The sequence below is a fragment of the Rhizobacter sp. LjRoot28 genome (assembly GCF_964253025.1).
In the GTDB taxonomy this organism is placed as follows: domain Bacteria; phylum Pseudomonadota; class Gammaproteobacteria; order Burkholderiales; family Burkholderiaceae_C; genus Rhizobacter.
In genome coordinates this window covers 4,502,019-4,514,781 of record NZ_CAXUQC020000001.1, presented here as the reverse complement: position 1 = coordinate 4,514,781, position 12,763 = coordinate 4,502,019, and the positions used below count along the sequence as shown (strand labels likewise).

General features: G+C 70.0%; 10 protein-coding genes. 5 read left to right on the top strand and 5 right to left on the bottom strand.

Annotation, left to right across the window (positions count from 1 at the left end):
• Window positions 1-182: 182 nt before the first annotated feature.
• On the top strand, window positions 183-2,498 hold the full coding sequence (locus tag ACSQ2F_RS20710; RefSeq protein ID WP_436026128.1) for an NADP-dependent malic enzyme: 2,316 nt from the start codon (window positions 183-185) through the stop codon (window positions 2,496-2,498).
• Window positions 2,499-2,524: 26 nt separating this feature from the next.
• On the opposite strand, the gene ACSQ2F_RS20705 is transcribed toward ACSQ2F_RS20710, so the two are convergent.
• Window positions 2,525-4,021 (bottom strand): hypothetical protein, encoded by a 1,497-nt coding sequence (locus tag ACSQ2F_RS20705; protein WP_436026127.1) that lies wholly within the window; start codon window positions 4,019-4,021, stop codon window positions 2,525-2,527.
• Window positions 4,022-4,226: 205 nt separating this feature from the next.
• Here ACSQ2F_RS20705 and ACSQ2F_RS20700 point away from each other — a divergent pair, with 205 nt between their 5' ends.
• Complete coding sequence (locus tag ACSQ2F_RS20700) at window positions 4,227-5,288, top strand: serine hydrolase domain-containing protein (RefSeq protein WP_436026126.1); 1,062 nt, start codon at window positions 4,227-4,229, stop codon at window positions 5,286-5,288.
• Window positions 5,289-5,302: 14 nt separating this feature from the next.
• Here ACSQ2F_RS20700 and ACSQ2F_RS20695 read toward each other — a convergent pair whose 3' ends face one another.
• Together ACSQ2F_RS20695 and ACSQ2F_RS20690 are read right to left on the bottom strand one after the other, a co-directional pair.
• Entirely contained in the window at window positions 5,303-6,160 is an 858-nt protein-coding gene (locus ACSQ2F_RS20695; RefSeq protein WP_436026125.1) for an alpha/beta fold hydrolase, read from the bottom strand.
• A 183-nt stretch (window positions 6,161-6,343) separates the two neighbouring features.
• Window positions 6,344-6,658, bottom strand: a complete 315-nt coding sequence (locus tag ACSQ2F_RS20690) for a nucleotide pyrophosphohydrolase (protein WP_436026124.1) — start codon at window positions 6,656-6,658, stop codon at window positions 6,344-6,346.
• Between the two features lie 164 nt (window positions 6,659-6,822).
• Between ACSQ2F_RS20690 and eat the strand changes: the two genes are divergently transcribed.
• The 3 genes from eat to eutC are packed head-to-tail and all read left to right on the top strand — an operon-like array spanning window position 6,823 to window position 10,371.
• Complete coding sequence (gene eat / locus ACSQ2F_RS20685) at window positions 6,823-8,193, top strand: ethanolamine permease (RefSeq protein ID WP_436026123.1); 1,371 nt, start codon at window positions 6,823-6,825, stop codon at window positions 8,191-8,193.
• A gap of 4 nt (window positions 8,194-8,197) precedes the next feature.
• The gene (locus tag ACSQ2F_RS20680; RefSeq protein WP_436026122.1) at window positions 8,198-9,604 is read left to right on the top strand and encodes an ethanolamine ammonia-lyase subunit EutB; all 1,407 of its coding nucleotides are present in this window, start codon (window positions 8,198-8,200) and stop codon (window positions 9,602-9,604) included.
• On the top strand, window positions 9,601-10,371 hold the full coding sequence (gene eutC, locus ACSQ2F_RS20675) for an ethanolamine ammonia-lyase subunit EutC (protein ID WP_436026121.1): 771 nt from the start codon (window positions 9,601-9,603) through the stop codon (window positions 10,369-10,371). The genes ACSQ2F_RS20680 and eutC overlap by 4 nt, the downstream gene beginning before the upstream one ends.
• A gap of 50 nt (window positions 10,372-10,421) precedes the next feature.
• Here the strand turns inward: eutC and ACSQ2F_RS20670 are convergent, their stop codons facing one another.
• Window positions 10,422-11,591 carry a hypothetical protein gene (locus ACSQ2F_RS20670; RefSeq protein ID WP_436026120.1) on the bottom strand — a complete coding sequence of 390 codons (1,170 nt, stop codon included), beginning with the start codon at window positions 11,589-11,591 and terminating at the stop codon, window positions 10,422-10,424.
• 4 nt (window positions 11,592-11,595) lie between these two features.
• Window positions 11,596-12,549, bottom strand: coding sequence for a hypothetical protein (locus ACSQ2F_RS20665; protein WP_436026119.1), 954 nt, complete (start codon window positions 12,547-12,549; stop codon window positions 11,596-11,598).
• Window positions 12,550-12,763: the final 214 nt, after the last annotated feature.

Here is a 12,763-nt window from a genome sequence, read left to right as displayed (position 1 = left end):
GACCCGAGGTAGTGACAGAATCGATGCCCCACCACGCGCCATCCCGACGCCCCGGTTGTCCTTGTGACCCAAGACAGCCCGCTCGCGTCGCGGCCTTGCCCACACCCTCCGGCACCGCGCTTGACGATCTTCCGTTTCCGTCGCGTGCGTTCCTGCGCCACGCGCTCCCCTGGAGAGACCCGATGTCCGATGCCAACAAGGGCGGCAGCCCCGACCTGTCCCCCGCCGAAGCCGAACTGCGCGACGCCGCGCTCGAGTACCACCGCAGCCCCGTGCGCGGCAAGATCGCCGTGATGCCGACCAAGCCGCTGTCGAACCAGCGCGACCTGTCGCTCGCCTACTCGCCCGGCGTGGCCTACGCCTGCCTGGCCATCGAGAAGGATCCATCGCTCGCCGCGGAGTACACCTCCCGGGCCAACCTCGTCGGCGTGGTCACCAACGGCACGGCCGTGCTCGGCCTGGGCGACATCGGGCCCCTGGCGGGCAAGCCGGTGATGGAGGGCAAGGGCTGCCTGTTCCGCAACTTCGCCGGCATCGACGTGTTCGACATCGAGCTCGCCGAACGCGACCCTGACAAGCTGGTGGAGATCATCGCGTCGCTGGAGCCCACCCTCGGCGGGGTGAACCTCGAGGACATCAAGGCGCCCGAGTGTTTCTACATCGAGCGCCAGCTGCGCGAGCGCATGAAGATTCCGGTCTTTCACGACGACCAGCACGGCACCGCCATCATCTCGAGCGCGGCGCTGATCAACGGCCTGGAACTCGTGGGCAAGCAGATCGGCGAGGTGAAGCTGGCGGTATCGGGCGCGGGCGCGGCGGCCATCGCCTGCCTCGACATGATGGTCACCCTCGGCGTCAAGCGCGAGAACGTCTTCGTGTGCGACTCCAAGGGCGTCATCCAGGACCAGCGGGAAGACAAGCTCGACGCCTCCAAGCAGCGCTACCTGCAGAAGACCAGCGCCCGCACCCTGGCCGATGTGGTGCGCGGCGCCGACGTGTTCCTCGGTTGCTCCGCGCCCGGCGTGATGACAGTCGAGATGGTCAAGACCATGGCCGAGCGGCCGCTGATCCTGGCGCTGGCCAACCCCGAGCCCGAGATCCGTCCGGAGCTGGCCAAGCTCGCCCGCCCGGACTGCCTCGTGGCCACCGGCCGCTCGGACTACCCGAACCAGGTCAACAACGTCCTGTGCTTCCCGTACATCTTCCGCGGCGCACTCGACTGCGGCGCCACCCGCATCACCGATGAGATGAAGATCGCCTGCGTGCGCGAGATCGCCGCACTGGCCAAGGCGGAGATCAGCGCCGAGGTGGCCTCGGCCTACGACGGCCGCGAGCTGCGGTTCGGGCCGGACTACTTCATCCCCACGCCCTTCGACGCCCGGCTCATCCTGCGCATCGCGCCGGCGGTCGCCCAGGCCGCGGCCGACTCCGGCGTGGCCTCGCGGCCCATCGCCGACATCGAAGCCTATCGCCACTCGCTGACCCGCTTCGTGACCCACACCGGCATGATCATGCAGCCGGTGTTCATGGCGGCCCGCGCGGCGCCCAAGCGCATCGTCTACGCCGAGGGCGAGGACGAGCGCGTGCTGCGTGCCGTGCAGATCGCGCTCGACGAGCGGGTCGTGCGCCCGATCCTCATCGGCCGGCCGGAGATCATCGCCGCGCGCATCGAGCGCGCCGGCCTGCGCCTGCAGGCCGGCCGCGACTTCGAGCTCGTGGACCCGGGCGACGACGTGCGCTTCAAGCAGTACTGGGAGGCCTACCACCGGCTCAACGGCCGCAACGGCGTGTCGCCGGAGAGTGCCAAGTCGATCGTGCGGCGGTCCAACACCGTGATCGCCGCACTGATGGTGCACCTCAAGGATGCCGACGGCATGCTGTGCGGACTGGTGGGTCGCTACGACGCCCACTTCGAACACGTGCGCGACATCATCGGCCTGCGCGAAGGCGCGCGCACCTTCGCGGCGATGAACGCGCTGCTGCTCGACAAGTACACCCTCTTCCTCGCCGACACCTTCGTCAACGAGGAGCCCGATGCCGCCCAGCTGGCGGACATCGCCGCGCTCGCCGTCGAGGAAGTGAAGCACTTCGGCCTGCCGCCCAAGGTGGCCTTCCTGTCGCACTCGATGTACGGCAGCAGCAAGCGGGCCTCGGCGCTCAAGATGCGCGAGGCGCGTGACCTCTTCGTGCAGCGCTGCCCCGACGTCGAGGCCGACGGCGAGATCCACGGCGACGCGGCGCTGAGCGAGGACATGCGGCGCAAGGCGCTGCCGGGCTCCACCCTCACCGGCGCAGCCAACGTGCTGGTGTTGCCCAACCTGGACGCGGCCAACATCCTCTTCAACGTGCTGAAGATGACGGGCGGCCAGGGCGTCACCGTGGGGCCGATCCTGCTCGGCGCCGCGGCCCCCGTGCACGTGCTGACGCCGTCGTCCACCGTGCGGCGCGTCGTCAACATGACGGCGCTCGCCGTGGCGGCCTGCAGCGCCCCTCGCTGATCGGGTAAGCCGCCCGCTGCGGCGGCTCAGTGCGCCCGCGCAGCGGGCGGCGCACCCACGCTGAAGCGAACCTTCAGCAAGGGCAAGGCCTGCGTGCCGAGGTCCTGCTGCGTCAGCACGCGCCCGGGGTGGAGGTACGGCGCCAGCCCGGACGCCGCGCGGCGGTCCATGGCGTAGTAGAGCGTGGCCGGTTCGCCGGCCAGCGCCTGGGCCGTCAGGTAGCCCAGCAGCGCATGCTCCATCGAGTGGTAGCCGTTCTTCCAGTGGTGCTGCGTCGGGCCACCGCCCGGCGTGCCGTCCGGCGCCAGGCCGCCGTGCACCTCGCCCCGCTCGCGGTCGACGAAGTGGCGCAGCCAGTAGGGGCCGCTGCGGGCCAGCCAGGCGCGAGGCGCCGGCTCATCCAGGGCCAGCGTGGAGGCGAGCTGGTCGAGCTCGGCGTGGATCCACCAGCTGCGGCCCTGCTCCGGGCCGTCGGCCGTCCAGCGCGAGGCCCAGGTGCCCTGCACCGGATCGAACGCCTCGGCGAGCAATGCCCGCGCCCGGCTGGTGGCCCAGGCCGCGCTCTCCACATCACCGAGTTGCCGGGCGGCCAGCAGCACCATCCAGAATGCCTTGCCGCTGTGGCCGTAGTCGTTGTGGCGCGCGCTGGGAGCGTCACTTCCGGAGGCAATGGTGCCCAGGCAGCGAGGCGCGTCGCCCACGCAGTAGTGCGTTCGGATGACCGCCACGAGACGGGCCATGTCCGCCCGCCAGCGTGCCGCGCGCTCGCCGGACAGCTGCGGCGTGACCAGCACCATGTACGCATTGAGCGGGTCGAGTTGGGCGACCAGTTCGCGGCGGTCGGCCTCCGACCCTGAGAGGGTCCAGCGCAGCTCCCCGCGCTGTGCATCGACGTGCGACATCACATGGCGATGCAAGCGGTCGAGCGCCTCCAAGGTGACCGGGTCGCGCGTCAGGTGCCAGTAGGCGGCCAGACCCAGGCCCGCATAGGCCAGGTCCTGGGTGGTGCGCTGCCCGACCGGGGGCTGGGGCCGGCCCTCGGCGTCGTGGAAGGTGGCGGCACTGCCGCTGGCCGGATCGAGGGCGCGCTCGCGGATGTCGCGGGCACCGGCCGCGGCCAGCGCCAGCAACGCGGGGTCGCCGGTGAGATGGAAGCCCACCGCATAGGCGAAGGTCTGGCGCGCCTGCATGCGGACGTACTGGCGGCCGAGTTCCGGGCGGATCCAGGCGGGACCCTGCGCGAGTTCGTCGCACGGGCGGGCCGGCTCGAACGCACGGCCATCGTCGCAACGGAACGTTGGGAATCGGCCCGGCGACCGGCCCTGGGCCGCGGGCTCGCGCCAATAGGGCAGCAGGTCACGGCTCGCATGCCGCAGCCAGGCGTCGCCGTCAGGGAGGGCGACCCGAGCGACGGTCGTGGCGGGTGGCGCAGACGCCGCCTCCTCGGCGTGAGTGCCGGCGACAAAAGCCAGCAGCGCCAGGGGCGCCAGCATCCGATGCAAGGAGATGAAGGACAAGGTCATGCGGAGCCTCGACGAAGACTTGATCGGTCAAGTATCGCCAACCGCGGGACGGGACGCGAGCCTTGACTTGGTGCCCCATGGCGCGGGATTCAAACGACGCCCTGTCGCACGCAGCCCGGGGCGTTGTCACCCGACCGGGACCTCGGGTACGCCTTGCCGGAAGCGGTCACACTCGCGCGTCAAGACTCGAACAATTCCAAGGACCATGCCGCTGCTTCGTCGGAACATCCTTCTCGCAGGGGCGATGCTCCCGGTGCTCACGGCCTGCGCCAAGGACATGGCCCGGCTCGCGGAGCGCCCGGTCGATGGCCTGGCCCACGACCTCGGCGTGTGCGCGGCGGCCTACGCGGTGCTGCGCCAAGGCGTGCCACGCCCGCCGGTCGCCGTCACCGGATGCGGCGGTGAGCCGGACTTCGGGACGATCTACCAGGCCGCCTCCCTGACCAAGCCGGTGGTGGCCTTCGCCGCGCTGCGGCTGGCCATGGCGGGGCGCCTGGACCTCGACGCGCCGGTGTCCACGCACCTGCCGGACGGCTACCGGCACTTCCACCCGGTGTGGGACCGATCGGCCACTGATGCCCATGACCTGGTCTCGGTCCGCACCCTGAGCCGCATCTCCGCCCGACAGTTGCTGAACCACACCTCGGGGCTTCCGAACTGGTCGAACGGACCGCTGACCCTGGCGTTCGAGCCCGGCCAGCGCTGGAGCTACTCCGGGGAGGGCTTCATGCTGCTGCAGGCCGTCGTGGAAGCGGTCGCCGGCATGGAGATCTCCGCATGGCTGGACGAGCAGGTGTTTCGACCGCTGGGCATGGCCGACTCCAGCCTGGTATGGCGGAGCGACTACGAAGGCCGCGCAACGGCGGGAGACCTGGGCTTCGGCCTGCGGCGACGCGCCCGGTTCCGGTACGCCGTGGCCGCAGCCTCGCTGTACACCACCGCGGCCGACTACGCGCGTTTCATGGCGGCCGTGCTCTCCGATGACCGCTTGCTCGCCTGGATCGTCGACAAGCCCGCGCCGGTGGAGGCCGCGCTCGGCCTGGCATGGGGACTGGGTTGGGGCATCGAGCGCGCGCCGGATGGCCCGAACCTCTGGCAGTGGGGAAACAACCCGGGATTCCGGGCGTTCGCCATGGCATCGACCACCTCGAAGGACGGCTTCGTCGTGCTGACGAACCACCATGGCGGCATGCCCCTGGCCGCCTCGCTGGCACGCACGGTGCTGCCATCGGAGCACCCGGTATTTCGCTTTCCCAGGGTGGCGTAGCGGCCGGGGGCTCGTCAGCCCGGGCGCAGGAAACGCAGCAGCGCGTCGTTGACCTTGCCGGGCGCCTCGTGATGCAACCAATGGCCCGCCTCGTCGAGGTGCAGAACGCGCGCGTCGTCGCACATCCCGGCGGCACGTTCGGCGAGCGCCGCATCGAGAAATGCATCCCGGCGGCCCCAGATGATCTGCACCGGCACCTGGATGCGCCCATGCGCAACCCCATTGAACGGCAATGCCCGGTACCAGTTGAGCATGCTCGTCAGGGCGCCGGCGCGAGCCCAGTCCTCGCGGTACGTGCGCAGGAGATCGTCGCCGATGGCGCCCGCCCGACTGGTCGTGACGAGGGCGTTGCGCAGCCACATGAAGTCATTGGCGGCCAGCGCCAGTTCGGGAAGCGCGGGCAGCTGAAAGAACCCGACATACCAGCTCTTGAAGAGCTGCCCCGGGTTGGTCACCGTGTGACTGCCCATCGTCGCCGGATGCGGTGCGTTGAGGATGGCCATCCGTTCCAGTCCCTCCGCGCCACGCGAGGCGAGATGCCACGCCACCAGACCACCCCAATCGTGGCCAACCACCGCGTAGCGATCGGCCCCGAGGGCGCGAGCCAGATCCTCGACGTCGTCGGCCAGGGCGTCGATCCGGTAGGCGCTCCGGCCCGTTGGCTTGCTCGTCTGCCCGTAGCCGCGCTGGTCGGGTGCGACGACCCGCAAGCCGGCCTCGGCAAGCGGCGCCATCTGATGGCGCCAAGCCGCGCTCGACTCCGGAAAGCCATGCAGCAGCAGCACCAGCGGGCCGTCATCGGGCCCGGCTGCAGAGGCATGGAACTCGAGGCCGTTGGCGCGAAGCTGGAGGTGGTCGATGACGTTGTTCATGTGAGGGAGGCTGCGACACCCATTGCCGCGGCCACGGCCCCATTCGGCAATCGTCATACCCGGGCGCACTGCCACCGAGAGGGCAGCCGCTGCGGCAACGCCGGAATTGCGACCCCGGCCAGGTCACTGCCCATGCGAGCTTGTCGCTCCAACATGGGTCGACCCGAGCGCCAGCCCGCTGCCTCAGGGCGCGGGGTGCTTGCGCGCGTTGCGCAGCCGCTTCGCGGCCACCGCGGCCTCAATGTCGATGCCCGCGTGATCGGCCAGCTGGACCAGGTACATCAGCACGTCGGCCACCTCGTCGGCGATGCGCTCACGCGTTGCCGGATCATCGCTCGCCGCAACCGATTGCTCGGGGGTCATCCACTGGAACACCTCGGCCAGTTCGGCCGCCTCGACCATGAGGGCCATGGCGAGGTTCTTGGGCGTGTGGAACGGCTGCCAGTGCCGCTCGGCAGCGAAGTCGCGCAACTGCGCCTGCAGGTGATGGAGGTCCATGGGCTGCGCGGGCGTGCGACCGCCTCGTCGAGAGAAAGGTCGGGGGATTCTAGTCAGCCAACGCCCGGCGAACCGATCTGGGGCACGGCGCGCGGCATGGAACTTGCCACTTCGGCCCGTCCTTGCAGTTGCCCGTCAACCCGCTCGCGAACCGGAGGTGCTCCATGACACCAGGCCATCTGAAACCCGCGCTCAATGCGTGGCACCTGTGGGGCCTGGCCGTCGGCCTCGTCATCTCCGGCGAGTACTTCGGCTGGAGCTACGGCTGGAACTCGGCCGGCACGCTCGGCTTCCTGGTCACCGCCTCGGTCGTCGCGGTGATGTACACCACCTTCATCTTCAGCTTCACCGAACTCACGACGGCCATTCCCAACGCCGGCGGACCCTTTGCCTATGCCAGCCGGGCGTTCGGCCCCACGGGCGGTTTCATCGCGGGCTTCGCCACCCTCGTCGAATTCGTCTTCGCGCCGCCGGCCATCGCCATGGCCATCGGCGCCTACCTGCAGGTGCAGTTTCCCGCCGTCCATCCGAAGGCCATGGCCGTCGGGGCGTACGTCATCTTCATGGCCCTCAACATCGTCGGCGTGCGAACGGCCGCCACCTTCGAGCTGATCGTCACCGTGCTGGCCATCTTCGAACTGCTGGTCTTCATGGGCGTGGTGGCGCCCGCCTTCTCGATGGCCAACTTCGTCGCCCATGGCTGGGCCGGCCAGGACGGGTTCAGCAGCGCCGCCTGGGCCGGCATGTTCGCCGCGATTCCCTTCGCGATCTGGTTCTTCCTCGCCATCGAGGGCGTGGCCATGGCCGCGGAGGAGGCGCGGGACCCACGGCGCACCATCCCCATCGCCTACATCGCGGGCATTCTCACGCTCGTGGCGCTGGCCCTCGGGGTGATGCTGTTCGCAGGCGGGGTGGGCGACTGGCGGCAGCTGGCCAACATCAACGATCCGCTGCCCCAGGCCATGAAGGGGGTGGTCGGCGAGAACAGCGGCTGGCTGCACATGCTGGTATGGATCGGGCTCTTCGGCCTGGTCGCCTCGTTCCACGGCATCATCCTCGGCTACTCACGGCAGATCTTCGCGCTGTCCCGGGCGGCGTACCTGCCCGGCTGGCTCGCGGCCATCCACCCCCGCTTCGGCACGCCCCACCGGGCCGTGCTGGCCGGTGGTGTCATCGGCATCGCGGCCATCTTCAGCGACGAGGTGTTCTCCTTCGGCGGGCAGACCCTCACCGCCAATATCGTCACGATGGCGGTGTTCGGCGCCATCGTGATGTACATCATGTCGATGCTGAGCCTCTTCGCCCTGCGCCGCCGGGAGCCGCAGCTCGAGCGTCCCTTCCCCGCGATCGGCTACCCGCTGTGCCCTGCCGTCGCGCTGGTGCTGGCGATCGTCTGCCTGGTGGCCATGGTGGTGTCCAACACGCTGATCGCCGCGGTGTTCGCCGGCCTGATGGCGCTGGCCTGGCTGGTCTTCATGCGCGGGGGCCAAGGACGGCGGGAGGCCGCCGCCGCGCTGGCCGCCCTGCGCACCTGATCCCATGGCCTACCGGGCACGTGTCGGCCACGAGTCGTGGCAGTTCGACGACCTGAAGGGGGTGTTGGCGCGCGCCACCCCGCTGCGATCGGGTGACGTGCTGGCAGGCATTGCCGCCGGCAGCGCGGCCGAGCGCATGGCCGCCCGGCTCTGCCTGGCCGACGTGCCGCTGCAGCGCTTTCTCGACGAGGCTCTCGTCCCCTATGAGTCCGACGAGGTGACGCGACTCATCATCGACAGCCACGACGCCTCCGCCTTCGCCCCGGTGTCCGCCCTGACCGTCGGCGGCTTTCGCGACTGGCTGCTGTCCGATGCAGCGACGCCGGAGGCGCTGTCTGCCCTGCACGCCGGCATCACGCCCGAGATGGCGGCGGCAGTGTCGAAGCTGATGCGCAACCAGGACCTGATCCTCGTCGCCCACAAGTGCCGCGTCGTAACGCGGTTTCGCAACACGCTCGGCCTGCCCGGCCGGCTGTCGGTCCGCCTGCAGCCCAATCACCCCACCGACGACCTGCGCGGCATCGCCGTCTCCACCCTCGACGGCCTGCTGTACGGTGCGGGTGATGCCGTGATCGGCGTCAATCCGGCCACCGACAACCTGCCCGCGCTCATCGGCCTGTGGCAACTGCTGGCCGACGTCATCGGTCGCTTCGACATTCCGACGCAGTCCTGCGTGCTGACGCACGTGACGCAGGCCGTGCGCGCCATCGACCAGGGGGCGCCCGTCGACCTGGTGTTCCAGTCGGTGGCCGGCACGCAGCAGGCCAACGCGAGCTTCGGCATCGACCTCGCGCTGCTGGCCGAGGCGCAGCAAGCCGCCCTGTCGCTGCGCCGCGCGACGGTGGGCGACCCGGCCACGGCGAACGTCATGTACTTCGAGACGGGCCAGGGGTCGGCGCTGTCGGCCAACGCCCATCACGGTGTGGACCAGCAGACCTGCGAGGCCCGGGCGCAAGCCGTGGCGCGTGCGTTCTCGCCGCTGCTGTGCAACACCGTGGTCGGCTTCATCGGCCCCGAGTACCTCTACGACGGCAAGCAGATCATCCGCGCGGGTCTGGAAGATCACTTCTGCGGCAAGCTGATGGGCCTGCCGCTCGGTTGCGACGTCTGCTACACCAACCATGCCGAGGCCGATGGCGACGACATGGACACGCTGATGACCTTGTTGGCCAATGCCGGGCTCACCTTCCTGATGGGTGTGCCCGGCGCCGACGACATCATGCTGAACTACCAGAGCACCTCCTTCCACGACGCGCTCTACCTGCGCGAACTCCTCGGCCTGCGCCGCGCGCCGGAGTTCGAGGCATGGCTGGAGCGCATGGACATCGCCGACGCGACCGGGCGCCTGAGACCGGTGGACGAAGCCCATCGGCTGATCGCCCACCTCGGGGCGGAGAGGATCAACCGATGAGCCTGCCCCGCGACATCGCACTCGATCCGTGGCACGCCCTGCGCGAACATACCGCGGCGCGCGTGGCCCTGGGCCGTGCGGGCAGCAGCCTGCCCACGCGCGAGGTGCTGGCCTTCGGCTGCGACCATGCGCTGGCGCGCGACGCCGTGCACCGCCCGCTGGAGGCCGACACACTCGCGGAGCAGATCGCCGCGGCCGGCTGGCCGGTGCACCGTGTGCACAGCGCAGCGCCCGACCGGGCCACCTACCTGCTGCGACCTGACCTCGGACGCCGGCTCGACGAGGCCTCCGCGGCCCGACTGGCCGAGGTCGCGGCCGGAGCGATCCGGCCCCCGGTGGTGTGGGTGGTGGCAGACGGTCTGTCCTCGCTGGCGACCAGTCGCCATGCCTTGCCGCTGCTGGAGGCTGCGCGCCGGATCGGCCCGCCGGCCTGGGCCGGGGCCCCGGTGGTGGTGGCCGAGCAGGCCCGGGTGGCGCTCGGCGACCCGGTCGGCGAACTGTTGGGCGCAGCGCTCGCGGTCGTCCTGATCGGCGAGCGACCCGGGCTCAGTTCGCCTGACAGCCTCGGCATCTACCTGACATGGGCGCCGCGGCGCGGACGGGTCGACGCGGAGCGCAACTGCATCTCGAACGTGCGGCCGGAAGGTCAGCCGGTGGCCGAAGCGGCCCGGCGGCTGGTGTGGCTCGCCACCGAAGCCCAGCGTCTGCAGCTCAGCGGCGTGCAGCTCACCGACCTCAGCGGCCCCGCCGCTGCGTTGCCGGGTTGACCAGGCAAGTCGCCACGCAGGCGAAGGCGGCCACAGGCCCGCGCGGCGTTTCAGCCGCGGTAGGAATGGGCCACCATGGCTTTCAACTCCGGCGACGCGGCCATCACCTCCGGCGAGGAGTCGTACCGCGGCGGCTGGACGCGATAGTCCTTGTACGCCGACGGGTCCTCGCCCGGCTCGCCGGCCTCGGCGGCGGAGATCACGTTGTACAGCTCGCGCGCCGTCACGTAGTGCAAGGCGTACCCCGGGCGGTCCCGGTACATCGCCTCGAGGTGAGAGAACATCACCTCCATGTCGGGGCCCAGGGCCACCTCGCCATCGGAGGCGCCATGCGTGTGCGTCTTGACGATGATCCAGTTCTCCTTGCCCTCGATGGCGATGCCGGTCTCGACCCACTGCTCGACGCGCCGGGTCGTGACCGGTTGCTCGTTGTCGAGGGCGTCCCCGAAGATGCGCAGCTTGCCGTCCCGCTTGAAGGGATGGAAGGGCCCGTTGACGATCATCAGGTCGCGTGGCGAGCGGTCGTGCCGGTGTCCGCCGACGCACACCGGCTCGCCGGTGTCATGGGACTTGGGCCGCGCGGGGTCGTCGCTCGCGTAGTAGATGGAGTTGATCTGGCGCGGGCGCGCGTCGTTGTAGCAGGGGAACGTGAAGTCGGCATAGCAGCCGGTTTCGCGCAGGATGCTGATCTCGTCGTTGACGCCGCAGTACTGGCCGCCCCGCGAGTTGTCCAGGGCCCAGTCGCCGTGGATGAAGCCGTACTGGCGCCGCCCTTCGACGGTGCCGAAGATGCCGAACAGGGCGTACTCCTCGACGCATCGCTGCAGGGTGGCCCGCAGATTCGCCGACGTGTCGGGGTTCTGCTTGCCATGGTGCAGGTGGAGCTCGACTTCGCCGTAGCCGGCCTCGCACAGCGAGACGAGGCGCTTGAGCCAGCCGTGGTCGTGGTAATGCGGCGGATAGAACCAGGTGCGCCGGGGTTTGGTCCCGCGGCTGTCGCGGTGGGCGTCGGCAATGCGCGGGTACTCGCGGAGCAGGTCGTCGACGCGCTGGTGCCCGAGTTCGACGCTCGCCTTCCCGGTGCCCGGCTCGTAGTGGTCACACATGCAGAAGAGCACATGCACGGTGCCGGGTGTGCGCCGCGCGGACTGGCGCCGCCGGTGCAGATACCAGGACGCGCTGACGGACGCCAGCATGGCGATTTTCTTGACGATGGACATGGGCTCAGTGCTTCTGTGCGTGGAGGTCGAGGGCGTTGACGCGGCTCGCCCATTGCAGCAGCGCATGGCGGTCCCACAGCGCCATGTAGTTGGTGGGCTCGTAGCGCCCGGCTTCGTGCAGCGCGCGTCGGGTCGGCGAGGTGGCGAGCGCGCTTTCCCGTGCCCCCTCATTGGCACCCATGTTGAACAGGTGCCCGCCGGACTCCGCGACCAGCTCCCGCAGGTAGTCCAGCCGCGGGCTCACCTCTGCGAGCTGCGGATCGAAGAACCAGCCGATGCCGAAGAGACCGCGCACGTCGGGTTGGCGCTCCATCAGCCCGGCCACGGTGAGGTAGAAGCGGCGCCAGCCTTCGGGCGTGAACTCGGCCATCAGGTCGGCATCGTGGGAATCGGTGTGCATGTCGAACACCGGGCCGGTACCTCCCATCCTGGCCACGCACCAGAGGCCGGTGAGGATGCGGCCCAGCCGCTCGCGGCGCAGGCCGCGCACCGGCATGTCATAGCGGTTCAGCTTCTGCACACCGGCCGGGATGATGCGACCGCTGCAGACGCCGAGATCCTTGAGGTAGGCATCGACGCTGTGGTGATAGAACTCCGGCAGAGGCCTTTGTGCGGCCGCCTCGTCGAGGATGCGGGTGTAGTTCTTGACGTACCAGCCCTTGACGGTGTCCGTGAGCGAAGACGACGACGCCACCGCGGGCGCACGCGCCTGAATCAAGGCGAGCAGCAGCAGCTGGTGATAGGCGCTCGACGCCGGCGAGCCTCGCCCTCCCAGGTCGGTCAGCAGGCTGGCGAGCTCCGGGTTCACGTGCGAATACGAGGGGCGCGACAGGCCAGCGGCGCCATCGTCGGCCAGGCGCAGCGCGCGTTCCAAAGGTGCGCGGGCCAGCACGCCGGGATGCCGCGTTTCGAAGGCGGCGCGACGGGTGGAGATCAGCTCGTTCAGTTGATCCAGCATGGCATTCCTTGGAGACCGGTGCGGACGTCAGCCACCGAGCCCCGGAGTCTAGTGGCGCCCACGGGCCGCGGCGCCCCCCTTGGTGAGGGTGACGCGGGCGCCGGTGCCGGACGCGCAAAGCAAGCCTCATGGCGACCGTGTGCCGGCGTGGACGGCAAAACGGCCCCGGGCGAGCCCCGATTGCCAAGCCCGGGTTCGACGGGCAGGCGGGTTG

What these genes read in the sequence shown, in the direction of transcription:
- ACSQ2F_RS20710 (WP_436026128.1), top strand. Translation starts at nt 183, where the DNA reads ATGTCCGATGCCAACAAGGGCGGCAGCCCCGACCTGTCCCCCGCCGAA.
- ACSQ2F_RS20705 (WP_436026127.1), bottom strand. Translation starts at nt 4,021, where the DNA reads ATGACCTTGTCCTTCATCTCCTTGCATCGGATGCTGGCGCCCCTGGCG.
- ACSQ2F_RS20700 (WP_436026126.1), top strand. Translation starts at nt 4,227, where the DNA reads ATGCCGCTGCTTCGTCGGAACATCCTTCTCGCAGGGGCGATGCTCCCG.
- ACSQ2F_RS20695 (WP_436026125.1), bottom strand. Translation starts at nt 6,160, where the DNA reads ATGAACAACGTCATCGACCACCTCCAGCTTCGCGCCAACGGCCTCGAG.
- ACSQ2F_RS20690 (WP_436026124.1), bottom strand. Translation starts at nt 6,658, where the DNA reads ATGGACCTCCATCACCTGCAGGCGCAGTTGCGCGACTTCGCTGCCGAG.
- eat (WP_436026123.1), top strand. Translation starts at nt 6,823, where the DNA reads ATGACACCAGGCCATCTGAAACCCGCGCTCAATGCGTGGCACCTGTGG.
- ACSQ2F_RS20680 (WP_436026122.1), top strand. Translation starts at nt 8,198, where the DNA reads ATGGCCTACCGGGCACGTGTCGGCCACGAGTCGTGGCAGTTCGACGAC.
- eutC (WP_436026121.1), top strand. Translation starts at nt 9,601, where the DNA reads ATGAGCCTGCCCCGCGACATCGCACTCGATCCGTGGCACGCCCTGCGC.
- ACSQ2F_RS20670 (WP_436026120.1), bottom strand. Translation starts at nt 11,591, where the DNA reads ATGTCCATCGTCAAGAAAATCGCCATGCTGGCGTCCGTCAGCGCGTCC.
- ACSQ2F_RS20665 (WP_436026119.1), bottom strand. Translation starts at nt 12,549, where the DNA reads ATGCTGGATCAACTGAACGAGCTGATCTCCACCCGTCGCGCCGCCTTC.